The organism is Methylomonas koyamae, assembly GCF_001644025.1.
GTDB lineage: Bacteria > Pseudomonadota > Gammaproteobacteria > Methylococcales > Methylomonadaceae > Methylomonas > Methylomonas koyamae_A.
In genome coordinates, this window is record NZ_LUUK01000100.1 from 47,179 (window position 1) to 63,110 (window position 15,932).

Here is a 15,932-nt window from a genome sequence, read left to right on the forward strand (position 1 = left end):
TGGGGGGTAGCTAGCGACAGATTTCCACGTCGAACACGGTACCGTTGACGGCGACTACCTTGACCTTACCGCCCACCGGGCAATCGTCGCCGTGGACTTTCCAGATCGTGTCGTCCACCTTGATTTTGCCCTGTCCGTTTTCGATGGCTTCCACCAAATTGAAGGTACGGCCGACGTATTGAGCCCCGCGCCGGTTCAACAGCGGATGATCGCTGGTTTGCGATTTGGCGCTGGAGTAACGGCGCCAAGCCAGTACCGCCGCGATCGCCATCGCCGAGAACAGCAGCACTTGCACGTTAAATCCCATCACCGGCACGACCAGTAACAACGCGCCGGTCACGAAAGCCGCCACCGCCAGCCACAAAAAGAAGAAACCGCTGACCAAAATCTCCAAGCCCAGGAACGCGACCGCGGCCACCCACCAATACCAGAACACGATGTCGAATTCGCTCATCGCACTAGCCTTTTTTGGACAAAGCTTCCTTGGCCAATTCGCCGATACCGCCCAAGGCACCGATCACGCTGGAGGCTTCCAGCGGCATTAGAATCAGCTTGCTGTTGTCGGCGGTGGCGATCTCCTTGATGGACTCGATGTATTTTTGCGCGACGAAAAAATTGATCGCCTGCACGTCGCCCTTGGCGATGGCTTCGGACACCATCAGCGTGGCCTTGGCCTCGGCTTCCGCCAAGCGCTCGCGGGCTTCGGCCTCGCGAAACGCCGCTTCGCGGCGGCCTTCGGCTTCCAGAATCGCGCTCTGTTTCAAACCCTCGGCTTTTAAAATTTCCGCCTGCCGCAAGCCTTCGGCTTCCAAAATCTGCGCGCGTTTTTCCCGCTCCGCCTTCATTTGCCGAGCCATCGAATCGACCAAATCCTTGGGTGGCGCAATGTCCTTGATTTCGATCCGGGTGACTTTGATGCCCCACGGCGTCGTCGCGTCGTCGACCACCGCCAACAAACGGGCGTTGATCTCGTCGCGGCGCGATAACAATTCGTCCAGATCCATCGAACCCATCACGGTGCGGATGTTGGTCATCACCAGATTGATAATCGCCACATCCAGATAATTCACCTCGTAAGCCGCCTTGGCGGCATCCATGATTTGGTAGAACACCACGCCGTCCACCCGCACCATGGCGTTGTCCTTGGTAATGACTTCCTGCGACGGCACGTCAATGACTTGTTCCATCATGTTCAATTTTCTGCCGATCTGATCGATGATGGGGACGATGATGTTCAAACCCGGCGTCAAGGTCGCCGTGTACTTGCCGAAACGCTCGACCGTGTATTCCATGCCTTGCGGCACCGATTTGACGCTCATGAACACCATCAAAATGGCGAAAAAGAACAACACTGTCACGAATAAACCGAAACCGCCCATAACTGCCTCCCGAGGCTGATGTAATTTTTTTATGATTGCCGATCCTAAGCCTGGTAATAATATAGGTTTCTTTCACCTGCCGCTAACCAACCCGGATACATGAACACTCTGATTTACTACAGCTTCAACCTCCTGATTCTTACCTTAGTCCTGTTGCTGGTCGGTTTGATCAAGCCTAAGTGGCTGCTATTTTGGATGGACAAACCCGGCCGCTTACCGATCATCTTTGTTTGCACCGGCCTGTTCATGACGTCGGCCGTGATGTACGGTGAAGGCAACAAGGAACTCCAAGCCGAAAAAGCCCAACAAGCCAAGGCCCAAACCCCACCGCCGCCGGCACCCACCAGCGGCGACGTGCCGGTCGTTAAACCGGTGCCGGCCGCCAAGCCGGCGACTCAGCCCTAAAACGGGCCGATCCGGGCCGATCAGCGTAGAGCGTCGATCCGCCGTTTCAAATCGCTTAGATCGACGTCTTCGCCGGTTTCCTCGAAATACAGGCGGTTAAACGTTTCGGCGATGCGGCCGGCCGGTTCGGCTAAATCGGGTCTTAGCCGGCGAAGCTGATCCGCCAATTCGCTCGGACCATACCCCGGTTTGGCCATCAATCCCGCTTTGACCAAGCGCGCGACGAAGCGTCTGTACAACTCGGCGACCGGGTCCCGGCGCCGACGCAAGGGTTTCAACAAACGCCAGGCCAGTAGCCCGCCGATGCCGGCCAAACTGGCAAACAGCCAGTAGGCCAGCGTCAACCAATCCTGGATCCCCAGCGCCGACAGAAATTCGCGCTGACTGGCGTTATCGTAATTGATGACCCAGCGCTGCCATTGATAATCGATGTTGCTCCACAATTGAGCGCCGCGTTGCAGCCAGCTCAGCGCCCTGGGATCGAAATTCGCGGCCCGAAAGTTCACCGCGCCGCTGGCAACCTGCAGGTCGATATCGACGCCGCGTTCGATGCGCTCCGGGGCAATCGCGGCGGTTGGATCGAAGCGCACCCAGCCGCGTTCCGCCAGCCAGACTTCCGCCCAAGCATGCGCGTCGGCTTGGCGGACTTCCAGAAAGCCGCCGACCGCGTTGAACTGGCCGCCCTGATAACCGCCCACCACCCGCGCCGGAATGCCCGCCGCCCGCAACACGTAAACGAACGCGGTCGCGTAGTGACTGCAGAAGCCGGCCCGGTGGTCGAACAAAAACGCTTCGATCGGTTTGACCGGCATAGTCGGCGGCGTCAGCGTGTAACGAAAATTCTGCTCGCGAAAATACCCGAGTAGTCGAGTGATGAAGCGTTCCGGATCGGCATCGCCGTCGCGCAAGCGCTCGACCAGCGCTTGGATCCTGGGCGCCAGCTTGCCCGGCAGTTGCAGGTTTTCCCGGCGTCCCGAGTCGTCGAGGTCGCCGGTCCGGTAGTTGGGGGCAGACGCCAGCCGATATTCGGCGCGTTCGCCGGGGTTATTGTCGGCCAGCAATTGGTACAAGCCGTTGCGGCGCAATTCGGGCGGGTAGCGGTAAGGCAAATCCAGCGCGTAGACCCAATGCTGGTTTTGCGGCTCCATCAACAGCGTGTAGTCGTAAATCCGAGTCGAATCAAAGGTCGGATCGCCTTCGCCGCGACCGGCGTAGGGCAATTGCTGCCAAACCACGCCGTCGGTGAAGGCGTAAATCGGCCCGCGCCAGTAACGCAGATGGGCCGGTGGCAGCTCGCCCGCGAACTTCACCCGGAACACCAGGTCGCCGGACAGACTCAGTTCGGCGATGGCGCCCGGCTCCAGCTTATTACTCAAGCCGCTCCTGGCCCTGTCGGTATCCTGCAACCAACTCCAGCGCGGCGCCTCCAGTCGCGGAAACAATACGAACAACACCAGCGCGGCCGGAACAGCCTGGGCGATCAAGCGCCCGGCACTCCACAGCGCCGCGCCGGTGCGCGGCGTCCGGCTGTTCAACGTAATCAAGGTCGCCAAGCCTAGGACGCAGACTAGCGCAATATAGCCGGCCATCAAGATGCTTTCTTCGTAAAGAAATTGGGTGGCGGCGACGATGAACGACAAAAACACGATCACGTAGACGTCGCGCCGGCCGCGAATTTCCAGCAATTTCAAGCCCAGCGACACCACGAATAAACCGGTGCCGGCATCGCGGCCGAACACGCCGCGCTGCTGACTGAACAACAAGACCAGCCCGGCCACGGTCAGCGCGAACAACAGCCACTTGCCAGGCAAGCAGTCCGGCCGGCCGATACCGACGCATCGCCAACCCAGCGGCAACAGGAAAAAGCCGAACAGCGGCAGCGGCACGTGCCAGGCGTGCGGCAACACGATCAGGCCGGTGGATGCCAACACAAACCAGAGCAGGCGGTCGGGTAAATAGTCGGTCATACGCCGAACACCGCCAGCGCTTCCAAGCAGCGCCGATAATGCTGGGTACCGCGATCGGGCGCCAGGCGCAGATTGGGTAGCACCAAGCCGTAACGCAGGCCGGCATGTTCGGCGTCCACCACCCAGCGGCACAGCAAACTCAAGCGTTCCTCCAAATGGTGGCCGGACGCCGCTTGCAAATCCAGCCACAGCTCGGCGGCGGTATTGCCGCCGTACTGTTTGCTATGCACGCCCTGGCCCTTGGCGTAAGTCTTCCAATCGATCTGCCGCAGGGTATCGCCGAGTTGGTAGGCCCGCAATCCGTTGAACTCGTCGCCGCCGCGCGCCCGATAGCCTGCCCGGCCGTCGCCGCCGGCTTGCTCGGGAAACGGCGCGCCCGGCTCGGCCGGTTTAGGGTAAACCAGCAATGGACTATCGAAACGCAACGGCGACCAAGCCCGAAATATACCCAGCGGATAACTACTGCTGACGGTTAAAGTGCCCGGTTGGCGCCGTCCGCGCAGGGCGGCAGTCTCGAATAACGTGACGGTACGGCTTTGTTCGGCCGGCAATTCCACTGTCAAGCGACTCCGCAAACTCAACTCGAGATTTGGACGAGGTCGCCGTCCCGGTTCCAGCGTAAAAGCGTAAGCGGCCGGTTGGCCCGCGAATACCGGTGCCTCCCGCCCGGCCCGCACCACCAAGCCCGCCAGCGCCAGATAGGTATGCAGTATCGTCACGAAAAAAACGCCGGCCAACAAAAACCCCAACAAGTAGCACAGGTTGTTGCCGTAAACGTAGCCGATCAGCAATAGCACGCCGATCAAGCCAACGAACAACAATCCCCGCCGGTTGGGAATAATGAAGATGCGCCGGTGATTGAGTTCTATCGCGTCGCCGGACGGCGCTTCGCCGCGAATGAAGCGGGACAGGCGAAAGCGTTCCGACAGCTTCAGGCTCACAACACGGCAACTTGTTCGAGTATCGGCGCGACGGTGGCCGCCGAATCGACAACCCCCGCCTGCAAGCGATGGCCGGCCACCGCCGGCAACACGGCTTGCAAGTCTTCCGGCAAGACCGCCTTGCGCCGGTCCAGAAACGCCCAAGCCCTAGCAGCGGCCAATAAGCCCAATCCGCCGCGCGGCGACAAGCCGCTGGCGTAATCCGGGTGGTGCCGGCTGAAATCCAAGATGCCTTGCAGATAATCCAGCAAGGCCGGCGAAACGTGAACCTCGGTCGCCGCCAATTGCATTTCGAGCAATTCGCCGGCGCCGATCACCACCGGCAGATTGTCAATCAAGGCATGCCGGGGACGGCCGCTTAGCAATTCGCGTTCGGCCTGGCGATCGGGATAACCCAGTTCGATCCGCATCAAAAACCGATCCACCTGCGATTCCGGCAGCGGGAAAGTGCCGATCTGGTGAGCCGGATTCTGGGTCGCGATCACGAAAAACGGCCGCGGCAACGGATAGGTCTTGCCTTCTATCGTGACCTGACGCTCTTCCATCGCCTCCAGCAACGCGCTTTGGGCCTTGGGTGTGGCCCGGTTGATTTCGTCGGCCAGCACCATTTGCTTGAAAATCGGTCCGGCGTGAAACGTAAAACTCTGGCGATTGGCATCGAACACCGACGAGCCGAGAATGTCGGCGGGCAAGATGTCGCTGGTGAACTGGATGCGCTGGTACTCCATCCCAAACAGTTTGGCCAGGGTGTGCGCCAGCGTGGTTTTGCCGACGCCCGGAATGTCCTCGATCAACAGATGTCCTCTGGCCAGCAGACAGCAAACCGCCAACCGGATTTGGCGGGGCTTGCCGAGGATAATCCGGTTAGCGGTGTCCAATAAGCGTTCGAGGGCGAGATCCATCGGAGAAATGTCGGTAGCGAAAGGGCTGCGGCCGAGTATAGTCCAGCCCGGTTGCACCCGCCATCGGCTTCGTTGTATAAAGCCGACAGCCCCAACACCCATGCGATCCGGCCGGACCGCGGAGACGCTTATGAAAGACTACGACGACGTGCGCGACCAGCTTTTGAACATGCTGGAAGAGCTGGACGACCGCCTCGGTAAAATTACCGACGACGTTAAGCACATCGACCAAGCGCTGGACCGCGATTTTTCCGAACAAGCGACCCAAACCGAGAACGACGAAGTGCTGGATGCCATCGGCAACGTCACTCGGGACGAAGTCGAAAAAATCAAGCAAGCGATCATCCGCATCGACGCCGGCACCTACGGCATCTGCCAACGCTGCGGCGAGCCGATCAAGCCCGCCCGGCTGGCCGCGTTGCCCTACGCCGCGCTCTGTATACGCTGCGCCGAGCAACAGTAAACCCGCCGAGGAATCACCTTCAGTGGTTCCAGACGGATGACGCGAGCCCTCGGGCCTGAACCCCGCATTCAAAAACAACGGCCGGGCCTTCAGGGCCGCAACCATTCCGGCGGCCAGGGTTCGCGGCATCGTGACGTCCAAGCCTGTCGTTTCCGGCGGGTTCGGCGCGCATCCCCGCCGCCGATTCGGATTTTGTACTATCCTTTGCCCACCACCTTTTTTCGTTGGACCCCGCCCCATGGACATCGCAGAATTGCTGACTTTTTCCGTTAAAAACAAGGCCTCGGACCTGCACTTGTCCGCCGGCTTGCCGCCGATGATCCGGGTGGACGGCGACATCCGGCGGATCAACATCCCGCCGCTCAATCACAAGGAAGTCCACGCGCTGATCTACGACATCATGAACGACAAGCAGCGCCGGGATTACGAAGAGTTTCTGGAGACAGACTTTTCGTTCGCGCTGCCTGGCGTGGCGCGGTTCCGGGTTAACGCCTTCAATCAGGATCGCGGCGCGGCCGGCGTGTTCCGGACCATTCCGTCCAAGGTGCTGACGTTGGAAGATTTGGACGCGCCGAAATTTTTCGCGGAACTGTGTACCAAACCACGCGGCTTGATCCTGGTGACCGGACCGACCGGTTCCGGTAAGTCGACGACGCTAGCGGCGATGATCAATCACATCAACACCAACGATTACGCGCACATCCTGACCGTCGAAGACCCGATCGAATTCGTTCACGAAAGCCAGAAATCGCTGATCAACCAACGCGAAATTCACCGCGATACCTTGGGTTTTAACGAAGCCTTGCGCTCGGCCTTGCGGGAAGACCCCGACATCATCCTGGTCGGCGAGATGCGCGACCTGGAAACCATCCGGCTGGCGCTGACCGCCGCGGAAACCGGCCACTTGGTGTTCGGCACGCTGCACACCACCTCGGCCGCGAAAACCATAGACCGGATTATCGACGTGTTCCCCGCCGCCGAGAAAGACATGATCCGGGCCATGCTGTCGGAATCCTTGCAAGCGGTGATTTCTCAAACGCTGCTGAAGAAAGTCGGCGGCGGCCGAATCGCCGCGCACGAAATCATGGTCGGCACGCCGGCGATTCGCAACCTGATCCGCGAGGCCAAGGTCGCGCAAATGTATTCGGCGATCCAAACCGGCCGCAAGGACGGCATGCAGACGCTGGATCAAAACCTGAAGGAACTGGTTGATAAGGGTTTGATCACCGCGAAGGCGGCGATGACGCGCGCGGTCAACAAAGATATGTTCCGCTGAGGTTAAGGAGGGGCCATGGACTTTAAAGCCTTATTGGCGCTGATGGTCGAGAAAAGAGCGTCCGACCTGTTCATTACCGCCGGCCGGGCGCCGTCGATGAAAGTGGACGGCAAGGTCGTCGAAGTATCCAAGGGTGTTTTGAACAGCGAACAAACCATGAAACTGGTGCTCAGCGTGATGTCGCAACGCCAGCGCGACGAGTTCGAGAATACCAAGGAATGCCAGTTCGCGCTGAGTGTCAGTGAATTGGGCCGCTTCCGGGTAAGCGCCTTTACTCAACGCGATTCGGCCGGCATGGTGTTACGCCGCATCGAAACCACGATTCCGACCGCCGAACAACTGCACCTGCCGCCGGTGCTGAAAGACTTGATCATGTATAAGCGCGGTCTGGTGATGTTCGTCGGCGCGACCGGCACCGGTAAATCCACATCGCTGGCGGCGCTGATTAGGCATCGTAACGAAAACACCAGCGGCCACATCATTTCGATCGAAGACCCGATCGAGTTCATCCATCCGCACCAAGGCTGTATTGTGACGCAACGCGAAGTGGGCCTGGATACCGAGTCCTTCGAAGTCGCGCTGAAAAACACCTTGCGGCAAGCGCCCGACGTGATCCTGATCGGCGAGGTACGCACCCGCGACACGATGCAGCACGCCATCACCTTCGCCGAAACCGGTCACTTGTGCGTTTGTACCTTGCATGCCAACAACGCCAACCAAGCGTTGGACCGGATTCTGCATTTCTTTCCGGAGGAGATGCATAGCCAATTGTTCATGGACCTATCGTTGAATCTGCGTGGTATCGTCGCTCAACAACTGGTGCAACGCTCTGACGGCAAGGGCCGCTATCCGGCGATCGAAATTCTGTTGAACACCCCGCTGGTGTCGGACATGATCCGCAAGGGCGAAGTGCATAAACTGAAGGAATTGATGAAGAATTCGCGCGAACACGGCATGCAGACTTTCGACCAAGCGCTTTACGATTTGTACGCAGCCGGTAAAATTAGCTACGAAGACGCGCTGCACGCCGCCGACTCCCGCAACGAAGTCCGCCTGATGATCAAACTGGGCGCCGAAAACGTCAATTTCGAGGTCAAGGACATGATGCTGGAAGAAAACGACGACGACGGAGGCGCGCTGTATAAATAACATTGGGTAACCCGACCTTTGAAACCTCCGAATTCTCCGCGCGCCAACAAAATCGCCGCCGTCCTGCTGATTGCGCTGCTGGATGGCTGCAGCTCTCAACCCATTTCCAAGAACGCGCCCTCCGAGCGGGCTTACAGTCCAACCCGGCAAGCGCCGCCGGAACGCGGCCGTACCGCGACACCCGATTTAAGACCGCTGGCCGAACCCGGCAACTATCGGGCCTCTTCGGTATCCGGCGATTACGCCGGATACCCAGCGCTCGGCCGTTTTATTGACGACATCAGCCAAAAGCACGGCTTCCATCGCGAATATCTGTACGGCCTGTTCAGCCAAGCCAAGCGCAAGCAATGGACTCTGGACTACCTCGCCAAGTCGGACCAAGCGATGAAGGGCAAGCCGGCCAAGGGCGGCTGGAGCCGCTATCGCGCCCAATTTCTCGACGCCCGTCATATCGACGCCGGCGTCGCTTTCTGGCAAAAGTACCGATCCTCGCTGCAACGCGCCAGCCGCGAATACGGCGTGCCGGCCGAGTACATCCTTGGCATTCTGGCGGTGGAAACCACGTTCGGCGGTTTCGTCGGCAATCACCGCGTCATCGACGCCCTGACCACCTTGGCCTTCGATTACCAGCGCCGGGGCGAGTATTTCCGAGGCGAACTGGAGAATTTTCTGGTCATGACCCGTGCCGAAGGCTTGGACCCCGGCAAGCCGGTCGGTTCGTTCGCCGGCGCGATGGGCTTGGGTCAGTTCATGCCCAGCAGCTTTTTGCAATGGGCGGTCGACTTCAACGGCGATGGCCGCCGCGATCTATGGAATCCGGAAGACGCGATCGGCAGCGTCGCCCACTATTTTGCCGAACACGGTTGGCAAGCCGGTCAACCGGTGGTTTCCGCCGCGTCCGGCCAACCCGCCGCCGACTTGGAAACCGGCTTCGACAGCCGGTATTCGCTGGACAAACTGACTGACGCGGGGCTGAAACCGGCGGAATCCTGCAGTTGCGATTACCCGCTCAGTTTGCTGTTGCTCCGTCACCATGACCGCGACGAATACCGGCTGGGACACCCCAACTTTTACGTCATTACCCGTTACAACCACAGCACCCATTATGCGATGGCGGTACACGAGCTGGCTCAAGCGATCAAAAGCGGCTATTTGAGAACGGCGGGCGGGGACGGTCTTGGTTAGTCCCAAGGCCTAACGTAAGTCGTACGGTAAGTCGAATGCCGCCAAGCCCGGCCTTAACCGCACTGGCAAATTCCGGTTGCAGCGCGAGCCGGCCCGCGCGGTGTCCACCCGACTGAATCCTCACACTCCACATCCATAGTTTCAATGCGTTGCGAACCGCGCGGTTCCCACCAACCAGCGCCGACGCATGTCAAAAACCTTCCCGACATCCGCACCGTCATCATGGTCGCGCACTGGACCTTCGAACAATTCCAGGCCGGCGCTTTCAAGGCGACCATACGCAACAAGCCGATAATTGCAAAATTGATCACACTTTTAATCAAACCGGATTGCCAAATCGTAAATTCTTTCACGGAAAAATGGCGATGCTGACATTGGACTGACCGCAGACGGTAAAGGATAGTTGTCATGAAAATCTACTTAATAACAGACGAGCAACAAGAAGAACTGGAGAGGCAACGCGACTCCCTGATCAAAACCAAATCCATGTGCGATTTGATGCTGGATATCGCCACCCAATCCGGCGATTTAGCGACTTTCGATGCCGCGCTGGAAATCGCCAACACCGAACTGGACCGGCTGGAAGTCTTCTTCGATATGCCGGATTTCTGCCTTCGATAATCAAACAAGACCATCGAGAGCGGCACGCCGCACTTTCAACCCGTATTGGCCGATGTCGGGAATATCCAGTCCTTCCTGTGGCGTTGCGGGGCGATTTTGCGGCTCCCGCGTATCGACGAGCTAGAGGATAAATACCGGCACGTTCAAAAGTGCCCAGCCCCTCGGCTCTTCGTGGTAAATTTTCGGCTGATTTTTAGCTTTCAGTCGCGCCATGACAACGATACGTCAAGACGATTTCATCCAAAGCATCGCCGATGCCTTGCAATTCATCTCGTACTACCATCCTCAGGATTTTATCGACGCCTTACACACGGCGTATCTGAAGGAGCAAAGCCCGGCCGCCAAGGACGCGATGGCGCAGATTCTGATTAATTCGCGGATGTGCGCGGAGGGCCGCCGGCCGATTTGTCAGGACACCGGCATCGTCACGGTGTTTTTGAAGATCGGTATGGAGGTACGCTGGGACGCCAAGCTGGGTGTTAGCGAAATGGTCAACGAAGGCGTACGGCGGGCTTATCTGCATCCGGATAACGTGTTGCGGGCATCCATCCTGTCCGATCCGGCCGGCAAGCGTATCAACACCAAGGACAATACGCCGGCGGTGGTGCATATGGAGCTGGTGCCGGGCGATAAAGTAGACGTGGAAGTCGCGGCGAAGGGCGGCGGCTCGGAAGCCAAGTCCAAATTCGTCATGCTGAATCCGGCCGACAGCATCGCCGATTGGGTGATGAAAACCGTGCCGACCATGGGCGCCGGCTGGTGTCCGCCCGGCATTTTGGGTATCGGCATCGGCGGCACCGCCGAGAAAGCCATGATTTTGGCCAAACAGGCTTGCATGGGTTCTATCGATATTCAGGACTTGATCGCGCGCGGCCCTAGCAATGCGCTGGAAGACTTGCGGCTGGAGTTGTACGACAAAGTCAACGCGCTGGGCATCGGTGCGCAAGGCTTGGGCGGCCTGACCACGGTGCTGGATGTGAAAATCCTCGATTACCCGACTCACGCCGCCAACAAACCGGTGGCGATGATCCCCAACTGCGCCGCCACCCGTCACGCCCATTTTGTTTTGGACGGTACAGGCCCCGCCATACTGACGCCACCTAAATTATCCGATTGGCCGGAAATTACCCAGTCCGCCAGCACAGCGCGCCGCGTCAATATCGACGGTCTGACCAAGCAAGACGTTGCCGATTGGAAACCCGGCGAAACCTTGCTGCTCAGCGGCACTTTGCTGACCGGCCGCGACGCCGCCCATAAGCGTATTGTCGATCTATTAAACAAAGGCGAACCGTTGCCGAACGGCGTCGATTTAAAAGATAAATTCATCTATTACGTCGGACCGGTCGATCCGGTACGCGACGAGGTAGTTGGCCCGGCAGGTCCGACTACAGCCACCCGGATGGACGGCTTTACCGACACGGTACTGGAAAAAACCGGCCTACTGGGCATGATCGGTAAATCCGAGCGCGGCCCGCAAGCGATAGCGGCCATCGCCAAGCACAAAGCCGTGTATTTGATCGCGGTCGGCGGTGCGGCTTATTTGGTCTCCAAAGCCATCAAACAGGCGCGGGTCGTCGCGTTTCCGGAATTGGGCATGGAAGCGGTACACGAATTCGTGGTCGAGGATATGCCGGTGACGGTGGCGGTCGATAGTCGGGGCGAGTCGATACACGACACCGCTCCCAAGGAATGGCAATCGAAGATTGGCAAGATTCCAGTCGTGACCGAGTAATTTACGGCATTACCCCCGTAGCCTGAAGGCGGCAGTCTACCGATACGCAAGGATTCGAGGCCCAGTAGTTAGAAACGGATGTAACCCCGGCACCTTAGCCGTCCACGCTGACTCGACAACGAAATCTATTCGGAAAATCAAGCGGACCCGCATGCCAACTCGACGTTCCCACCTGTCCCCAGCTCGCGGTATAGTGCCAATCTTCGATAATTTCAAAGCAGTGTTATTCATCGTCCGATGCCGAAATTCATACTGAAACTGTTTGTACTGTGTCTGGCGTTGCCGCAACCCGCGCTTGCCGATGCCGACCTATTTCCGAACCGGTCCACATCCGGTTCGACCCGGCAATTGTCGCTGACCAACGAGGTTTGGGTCGGCGATTTCTCGCAAATGTTGGAGCGGCGATTAATTCGAGTTTTAGCGCCTCACAGCCGGACGCTATATTTTCACGATAAGGGTCGCGAGCGCGGTTTAACCGCCGAACTGGTGCGTAACTTCGAACGTTACATTAACCATCAATACGCCAAGCAGTTACACAAACGGCCGATTACCGTCGTAATCGTGCCGACGACTCGCGACCGGCTGATTGATGATCTCAACCGCGGTTTGGGAGACATTGTCGCCGCCGATCTGACTAAAACCCCGGAGCGTCTTGATCTGGTCGACTTTCTGGCGCCCGACGACTATTCGATCTCCGAGTTGGTGCTGGTTCGCCGGGGCGGCGAAGTAATCGCTAACGTCGAAGACTTAAGCGGCAAAACCGTGCATGTCCGCCCGTCGTCCAGCTACCACGCCAGCCTGACCGCGTTGAACGACCGACTGAAAAGCGCCGGAAAAGCGCCGGTCAATATCGTCACCGTACCGGATGCGATTGAAGACGAAGATTTAATGGAAATGCTGAATGCCGGCTTGGTCGGCATCATCATCGTCGACGATTGGAAGGCGGATATTTGGGCCAAGGTTTTGCCCAATATCACCGTGACCGATGTGGCGGTGCGCTCCGCCGGACAGTCGGGATGGGTTTTTCGCAAGCAAAGCCCCGAATTGCAGGCGGTACTGCGGGACTTTTATTTCAATGATGTCAAAAAACATCGTTTGATCGAACAAACCATCGTGGCTTTCAATAAAAACATCGAGCAAATCCGGAACAACACCGCCGATCAGGAATGGCAGCGTTTCGCCGATATGCTGAAGCTGTTCGAAAAATACGGCGACCAATACCGCTTCGACCCACTGATGCTTGCCGCCCAAGGTTTTCAGGAATCGCAACTGAGGCAGAGCGCGCGCGGACCGACCGGCGCGATTGGGGTGATGCAGGTATTGCCGTCCACCGGCAGGAGCCTAAACGTCGGCGACGTGCGGCGTTTGGAAGCCAACATCCACGCCGGCGCAAAGTATTTGGACGATTTGATGGTGCGTTACTTCAGCGACATCGAGTTCCGCGACGACGACCGAACGCTTTTTGCCTTCGCTAGCTACAATGCCGGCCCCGGCGCCATCACCCGTCTGCGCCACGAGGCGGAAAAGCGCGGCTTCGACCCCAATCGCTGGTTCAATAACCTGGAATTGGTCGTCGCCGATAAAATAGGCTGGGAAACCACGACGTACGTGCGCAATATTTACAAATACTATGCGGCGTACAAGCTGCAGTTGGCAATTCAGCAGCATCAGCAACAGACGCGCGAGCAATTCATCCCTTAGCAAAATAGTTCCGAACCGTCTCGCACGCGTTTTTTGTCCCGGAGTCGGCTAGAATACCGAATCAATCGGCCAGATGTAGCGTGTGTATTGCCCCCCGTCGGAGATGCCTAAATATCCGCTGCCGCCAACCTAACATTCATTAACTCAACGTCCAACAAACGTTTCAACACCCTAACATCGCAACCAGCGCTAGCGCCGGCAGCCGAATCTCCGAGCAGGCCATCTAGGATGATTGAGTTTTGGTTCGGCCTAAGTGCTAACGGTAGCGGCGAATCGACGCTCAACACTGCACGCAACGTCCATGAATATCTCTTTTGAAATAGTGCCTAGAAGCCTTGCGGCTTTCGATGAACAATACGCTTTCGTTCAAGGTTTGGGTAACGGTATCAATATCATCAACATACCGGATATCCAGCGTTTCGACACCCGTAGTTGGGAATTGGCGACTCGCATCGATCGCGGCAAATATCGCTTTGTTCCGCATTTTCGAGCAATCGATTTCAAGATTGAGAGCGGCGAGTTGTACCGGATCATCGAGCAGTACCAGTTGGACAGCGTATTGCTGGTCACCGGCGATCCGCCGGAAGGCTTGAAGCGGGCTTTTTACAACACCGATGTCGTGGATCTGATTCGTGCGACACATCAGCGTTTTCCCGAGTTGAATATCTATGCCGGTTTCGACCCGCATCGGCACGGTCTGCGGGACGAATGCGACTACATCCAGCGCAAGGCCGATGCCGGCGCGACAGGGCTATTTTCGCAACCGTTCTACGATAGCCGAATGGTGGAGATTTATGCCGAGCAGGTTCGGGGGCTGGAGACCTATATCGGGATCAGTCCAATCACCACCAAAGCGTCGATGAATTATTGGGAAGTCAAAAACCAGGTCAAATTTCCGGCCGACTTCCGCCCCGATTACGACTGGAACGTTGCCTTCGCCAACCAGCTGATCGCGTCCGCCACCATTGCCGATCTGCACGTTTACTTCATGCCGATTCGGATCGACTTGCAAAAATATTTCGAACGGATAGACCTGCCGCGTTGAGCTGCTCCTACCCATTGCCGCACCGAAGGGGAGCCGCGGTTTCCCACAAAACGGGCCAGAACCGTGATGCAGTGCTATAATCGTTCCGGACCTTTTTGGGTTTTGGCCTTCGGAATCAATAACTATCCGAGCGAAGTTAAATTGGGAGATGATGGATGCTGAGACGTAACTTAGAAAATCACAGCAGCAAACAGGACGAGGTGGAACTCTCTCGTCGTAGTTTTTTCGGCCGTTTCGCGGTCGGCGCTGTCTTATCTATAGCGATGCCCGGCGCGGTGCAGGCCGCAAAAAAATCGGCGGCAAAATCGGAACACAACCATGGCGCGGCAACCGCCGGCAGAACTGCGGTGCGCTTACCTAAACACGCCGCGAAGGCGGCGCGAGAAATTCACAAGTCTGGATCCAGCCGGGGATCAAACATGACGGTAGCAAGCAGATCGGCTAAATCCGCGCGACCGGATCACGGTCATGCCCGTCTCGCTTCGGCGGACCAGCATGGCGCGCCTAACAGCCGGGTACACGACGTTTACGGCGGAAAAAAACACGGCGTGACGACGGAATATCACTATGCGAATCGGCATAGTTATCACGGCGGTAGAGTACATTCGGAGATTCAACCGATCCAACGCGATTTGGTGATGCCAGGCCCGCGCGAGCCGATGTTTTTAGCGGACCGGGGACGCTTGGTGAATCATCGTTCGCTGGCTTTTCAAAATCCGCATACCGGCGATCACTTGAATCTGACCTATTTTGAAAAAGGCCGCTATCTGAGCGATGCGTTGAACGAAATCAGTTTTTTGCTGCGGGACCACCGCACCGATGATGTTCACCCCATCGATCCGGAGCTTTTGGATCAATTACACGATCTCAAGCAAATGCTGGGTCTAAGTCAGCCGTTCGATGTGATTTGCGGTTATCGCTCGCCGTTAACCAACGCCAAATTGCACGCCGAACATTCGGGCGTTGCCAACAACAGCTTCCATATGTATGGCCGGGCGGTCGACATTCGCATCGAACGCTTCGATCTGCGGCGCATCCACAATGCGGCGGTAGCGATGCACCGCGGCGGAGTGGGCTATTATCCGGACTCGAATTTCATCCACCTGGATACCGGAACGTTTAGAACCTGGAGCTTGTAACTCGCCAGCCCATAAAAAAAGCGCCTT

Annotated in this window: 15 protein-coding genes; 10 read left to right on the top strand and 5 right to left on the bottom strand. The window is 57.7% G+C overall.

The window, feature by feature from the left end:
• Positions 1 to 10: 10 nt before the first annotated feature.
• Both A1355_RS08430 and A1355_RS08435 read right to left on the bottom strand, forming a co-directional pair.
• Positions 11 to 454, bottom strand: coding sequence for an NfeD family protein (locus A1355_RS08430; RefSeq protein ID WP_064026970.1), 444 nt, complete (start codon positions 452 to 454; stop codon positions 11 to 13).
• A gap of 4 nt (positions 455 to 458) precedes the next feature.
• Positions 459 to 1,379: an SPFH domain-containing protein gene (locus A1355_RS08435; RefSeq protein WP_064026972.1), complete on the bottom strand. Its 921-nt coding sequence runs from the start codon at positions 1,377 to 1,379 to the stop codon at positions 459 to 461.
• A 99-nt stretch (positions 1,380 to 1,478) separates the two neighbouring features.
• Here A1355_RS08435 and A1355_RS08440 point away from each other — a divergent pair, with 99 nt between their 5' ends.
• On the top strand, positions 1,479 to 1,784 hold the full coding sequence (locus A1355_RS08440) for a hypothetical protein (protein WP_064026974.1): 306 nt from the start codon (positions 1,479 to 1,481) through the stop codon (positions 1,782 to 1,784).
• Positions 1,785 to 1,804: 20 nt separating this feature from the next.
• Here A1355_RS08440 and A1355_RS08445 read toward each other — a convergent pair whose 3' ends face one another.
• Genes A1355_RS08445 through A1355_RS08455 form a run of 3 tightly spaced genes read right to left on the bottom strand, consistent with a single transcriptional unit; the run spans position 1,805 to position 5,594 of the window.
• The gene (locus A1355_RS08445) at positions 1,805 to 3,751 is read right to left on the bottom strand and encodes a transglutaminase TgpA family protein (RefSeq protein WP_064026976.1); all 1,947 of its coding nucleotides are present in this window, start codon (positions 3,749 to 3,751) and stop codon (positions 1,805 to 1,807) included.
• Positions 3,748 to 4,692 carry a DUF58 domain-containing protein gene (locus tag A1355_RS08450; protein ID WP_064026978.1) on the bottom strand — a complete coding sequence of 315 codons (945 nt, stop codon included), beginning with the start codon at positions 4,690 to 4,692 and terminating at the stop codon, positions 3,748 to 3,750. The genes A1355_RS08445 and A1355_RS08450 overlap by 4 nt, the downstream gene beginning before the upstream one ends.
• Positions 4,689 to 5,594 carry an AAA family ATPase gene (locus tag A1355_RS08455; RefSeq protein WP_064026980.1) on the bottom strand — a complete coding sequence of 302 codons (906 nt, stop codon included), beginning with the start codon at positions 5,592 to 5,594 and terminating at the stop codon, positions 4,689 to 4,691. Before A1355_RS08455 ends, A1355_RS08450 begins: the two co-directional genes overlap by 4 nt.
• A gap of 130 nt (positions 5,595 to 5,724) precedes the next feature.
• On the opposite strand from A1355_RS08455, the gene A1355_RS08460 reads away from it, so the two are divergent.
• From A1355_RS08460 to A1355_RS08505, 9 genes are all read left to right on the top strand, one after another.
• Positions 5,725 to 6,057 carry a TraR/DksA family transcriptional regulator gene (locus A1355_RS08460; RefSeq protein WP_064026982.1) on the top strand — a complete coding sequence of 111 codons (333 nt, stop codon included), beginning with the start codon at positions 5,725 to 5,727 and terminating at the stop codon, positions 6,055 to 6,057.
• A 238-nt stretch (positions 6,058 to 6,295) separates the two neighbouring features.
• Positions 6,296 to 7,333: a type IV pilus twitching motility protein PilT gene (locus A1355_RS08465; protein WP_064026984.1), complete on the top strand. Its 1,038-nt coding sequence runs from the start codon at positions 6,296 to 6,298 to the stop codon at positions 7,331 to 7,333.
• Positions 7,334 to 7,348: 15 nt separating this feature from the next.
• Positions 7,349 to 8,482, top strand: a complete 1,134-nt coding sequence (locus A1355_RS08470) for a PilT/PilU family type 4a pilus ATPase (protein ID WP_064026987.1) — start codon at positions 7,349 to 7,351, stop codon at positions 8,480 to 8,482.
• Positions 8,483 to 8,500: 18 nt separating this feature from the next.
• Entirely contained in the window at positions 8,501 to 9,667 is a 1,167-nt protein-coding gene (gene mltB, locus A1355_RS08475) for a lytic murein transglycosylase B (protein WP_064026989.1), read from the top strand.
• A gap of 408 nt (positions 9,668 to 10,075) precedes the next feature.
• On the top strand, positions 10,076 to 10,288 hold the full coding sequence (locus A1355_RS08485) for a hypothetical protein (protein WP_064026993.1): 213 nt from the start codon (positions 10,076 to 10,078) through the stop codon (positions 10,286 to 10,288).
• Positions 10,289 to 10,499: 211 nt separating this feature from the next.
• Positions 10,500 to 12,020: a fumarate hydratase gene (locus A1355_RS08490; RefSeq protein WP_064026995.1), complete on the top strand. Its 1,521-nt coding sequence runs from the start codon at positions 10,500 to 10,502 to the stop codon at positions 12,018 to 12,020.
• A 237-nt stretch (positions 12,021 to 12,257) separates the two neighbouring features.
• On the top strand, positions 12,258 to 13,721 hold the full coding sequence (locus A1355_RS08495; RefSeq protein ID WP_082885445.1) for a transglycosylase SLT domain-containing protein: 1,464 nt from the start codon (positions 12,258 to 12,260) through the stop codon (positions 13,719 to 13,721).
• 301 nt (positions 13,722 to 14,022) lie between these two features.
• Complete coding sequence (locus A1355_RS08500; RefSeq protein WP_064026997.1) at positions 14,023 to 14,766, top strand: methylenetetrahydrofolate reductase; 744 nt, start codon at positions 14,023 to 14,025, stop codon at positions 14,764 to 14,766.
• A 419-nt stretch (positions 14,767 to 15,185) separates the two neighbouring features.
• Complete coding sequence (locus A1355_RS08505; RefSeq protein ID WP_231883603.1) at positions 15,186 to 15,905, top strand: YcbK family protein; 720 nt, start codon at positions 15,186 to 15,188, stop codon at positions 15,903 to 15,905.
• Positions 15,906 to 15,932 lie beyond the last annotated feature (27 nt).

Bases quoted from the DNA above. Each gene is read 5' to 3' on its own strand.
- A1355_RS08430 (WP_064026970.1), bottom strand. From the start codon at position 454: ATGAGCGAATTCGACATCGTGTTCTGGTATTGGTGGGTGGCCGCGGTC.
- A1355_RS08435 (WP_064026972.1), bottom strand. From the start codon at position 1,379: ATGGGCGGTTTCGGTTTATTCGTGACAGTGTTGTTCTTTTTCGCCATT.
- A1355_RS08440 (WP_064026974.1), top strand. From the start codon at position 1,479: ATGAACACTCTGATTTACTACAGCTTCAACCTCCTGATTCTTACCTTA.
- A1355_RS08445 (WP_064026976.1), bottom strand. From the start codon at position 3,751: ATGACCGACTATTTACCCGACCGCCTGCTCTGGTTTGTGTTGGCATCC.
- A1355_RS08455 (WP_064026980.1), bottom strand. From the start codon at position 5,594: ATGGATCTCGCCCTCGAACGCTTATTGGACACCGCTAACCGGATTATC.
- A1355_RS08460 (WP_064026982.1), top strand. From the start codon at position 5,725: ATGAAAGACTACGACGACGTGCGCGACCAGCTTTTGAACATGCTGGAA.
- A1355_RS08465 (WP_064026984.1), top strand. From the start codon at position 6,296: ATGGACATCGCAGAATTGCTGACTTTTTCCGTTAAAAACAAGGCCTCG.
- A1355_RS08470 (WP_064026987.1), top strand. From the start codon at position 7,349: ATGGACTTTAAAGCCTTATTGGCGCTGATGGTCGAGAAAAGAGCGTCC.
- A1355_RS08485 (WP_064026993.1), top strand. From the start codon at position 10,076: ATGAAAATCTACTTAATAACAGACGAGCAACAAGAAGAACTGGAGAGG.
- A1355_RS08490 (WP_064026995.1), top strand. From the start codon at position 10,500: ATGACAACGATACGTCAAGACGATTTCATCCAAAGCATCGCCGATGCC.
- A1355_RS08495 (WP_082885445.1), top strand. From the start codon at position 12,258: ATGCCGAAATTCATACTGAAACTGTTTGTACTGTGTCTGGCGTTGCCG.
- A1355_RS08500 (WP_064026997.1), top strand. From the start codon at position 14,023: ATGAATATCTCTTTTGAAATAGTGCCTAGAAGCCTTGCGGCTTTCGAT.
- A1355_RS08505 (WP_231883603.1), top strand. From the start codon at position 15,186: ATGACGGTAGCAAGCAGATCGGCTAAATCCGCGCGACCGGATCACGGT.